General features: G+C 64.7%; 3 protein-coding genes and 1 pseudogene. 3 read left to right on the top strand and 1 reads right to left on the bottom strand.

From position 1 onward, the window contains the following. Positions 1-513, bottom strand: a pseudogene (locus JHD07_RS13275) (alanine dehydrogenase); the annotation flags it as partial. A 144-nt stretch (positions 514-657) separates the two neighbouring features. On the opposite strand from JHD07_RS13275, the gene JHD07_RS13270 reads away from it, so the two are divergent. The 3 genes from JHD07_RS13270 to JHD07_RS13260 all read left to right on the top strand — a co-directional run. Then, positions 658-1,137: an Lrp/AsnC family transcriptional regulator gene (locus JHD07_RS13270; RefSeq protein ID WP_291622761.1), complete on the top strand. Its 480-nt coding sequence runs from the start codon at positions 658-660 to the stop codon at positions 1,135-1,137. Positions 1,138-1,275: 138 nt separating this feature from the next. Further along, entirely contained in the window at positions 1,276-1,761 is a 486-nt protein-coding gene (locus tag JHD07_RS13265) for a (2Fe-2S)-binding protein (protein ID WP_291622759.1), read from the top strand. Further along, positions 1,758-2,002, top strand: a 245-nt coding sequence (locus JHD07_RS13260; RefSeq protein ID WP_291622757.1) for an FAD binding domain-containing protein, incomplete at its 3' end; no start/stop codon positions are given. The genes JHD07_RS13265 and JHD07_RS13260, both read left to right, overlap by 4 nt.

Raw genomic sequence — 2,002 nt, 5'->3', positions numbered from 1 at the left:
GACACGCGCCGGCTGCACCCCCGGCACACCGCCCAAAAGCAAGCCGCGGCCGCCGGCCGAGCGCTTGAGCGCGGCGCCGGCGGCCTCGATGGCGAGGCGGCCGGCGACTTCGCTCATCGGGGCGAGCAGCGGGAGGTGACCGCTCGCATCCGTGACGGTTTCATAGGCAATAGCGGTGCACCCGGAAGCGAGCAGACCCTTGGCCTGTTCGGGATCCGGCGCAAGATGGAGGTAAGTGAACAGGAGCTGGTTTTCGCGGAGCTGAGCCCATTCACTCTTCTGCGGCTCCTTCACCTTCACGATCATGTCCGACTTGGCGAAGATGTCAGGGGCGCTGTCGCCGATCATGGCCCCTGCCCGCCGATAGACTTCGTCGGACGCGCCAATGCCGCTGCCGGCGCCGGTCTCGACCGTGACCTGGTGTCCGGCGGCAACATATTCACGGACGGCACCCGGGGTGAGCCCGACCCGATATTCCTGCACCTTGATCTCCTTGGGCACACCGACGCGCATCGCGAGCTCCTTTGCCAACACCCTGATTCCGCTCAATCATCCTAACGAGGGCTCTCGTTTGGTTCCGTGCAAATATCCGCTAGTCTCGGCAGGCGCGCGCCGGTTTCCGGCGCAGAACTGCCCTTTCACGCTGGAATCGAAACATTGGCCCTCGACCGGAAAGACCTCGCGATTCTCGCGGAACTTACGACCAACGCGCGCGCCAGTCACACCGAGCTTGCCAGCAAGATCGGCTTGTCGAGCACCGCGCTGGCGCGGCGGCAGAAGGCGCTCGAGGACGACGGCTACATCCAGGCCTATCAGGCCGCGCTCGACCTCGGCCAGTTCGGCCTCACCACCACCGTGCTGGTCCGCATCGCGCTGGAAAGCCAGAGCGACGAGGCTCTGAAGGCGTTCGAGGCGGAGGTGGTGAAATGTCCCTCCGTCGTGCGCTGCTTCCTGATGTCGGGCACCGACGACTACATCCTGATCGTGCTTGCTCGCGACATCCAGGATTTCGAGCGCATCCACCGCACCGAGCTGTCGCGCCTGCCGCGCGTCGCGCGGGTGCAATCGAGCTTCGCGCTACGCGAGATCGTCAACCGCGCGGTGCCGACCGTGGTGTTCGGCGAGGCGAAGCGCTGACCTCGTCCGTCAGGCCGGGAAAGCCCGTGGAACGAAGCAACCCGTCGTCCGTTGGGCGCTATCGGCCAGCGGCGGCAACGCATTATCGCGTCACGTCCACAATTTTGCCCAGCTCGGCCTTTCCGCAGGGAACAGACTATGGCCGACATCACGATCCCAGAACGCATTCCGATCGACCTCCTCGTCAATGGCACAAGGCGCACACTGGAGGTCGTGCCATGGACCACGCTCCTGGATGCCCTGCGTGACCGCCTGGAATTGACCGGCACCAAGAAAGGCTGCGATCACGGGCAATGCGGCGCCTGTACCGTGCTGGTCGACGGACGACGGGTCAATTCCTGCCTGACGCTCGCCGTCATGAAGGACGGCGCCGAGATCACGACGATCGAAGGTCTGGCCAAGGACGGCGCGCTGCATCCCCTGCAACAGGCTTTCATCGATCACGATGCCTTCCAATGCGGCTACTGCACGCCGGGACAGATCTGTTCCGCCGCGGGCCTCTTGGCCGAAGGCCACGCGCGGAACGCCGACGAGATCCGGGAGCTCATGAGCGGAAATCTCTGCCGCTGCGGCGCCTATCCCAACATCGTGGCCGCGATCGAGCAGGCAATGAGCCGGTCATGAACAACTTCCAATATTCCCGCGCAAGCGACGTCGCCGACGCCATTCGGCTGCTCGTCGCCGATCCCGGCGCAAAATTGATCGCCGGCGGCACCAACCTGATCGACCTGATGAAGGAGAATGTCGAACGGCCCTCCCGGCTGATCGACATTTCCCATCTTCCGCTTCGCGACATCGAGGAAACGGCTGACGGGGGCCTGCGCGTCGGGGCCCTGGTGCCAAATTCGGACCTCGCCTACCATCC

Source organism: Bradyrhizobium sp. (genome assembly GCF_016462955.1).
GTDB lineage: Bacteria > Pseudomonadota > Alphaproteobacteria > Rhizobiales > Xanthobacteraceae > Bradyrhizobium.
This window is presented reverse-complemented; position numbering and strand designations above follow the sequence as displayed.

Coding starts and splice junctions, on each gene's coding strand:
- JHD07_RS13265 (WP_291622759.1), top strand. CDS start 1,276: ATGGCCGACATCACGATCCCAGAACGCATTCCGATCGACCTCCTCGTC.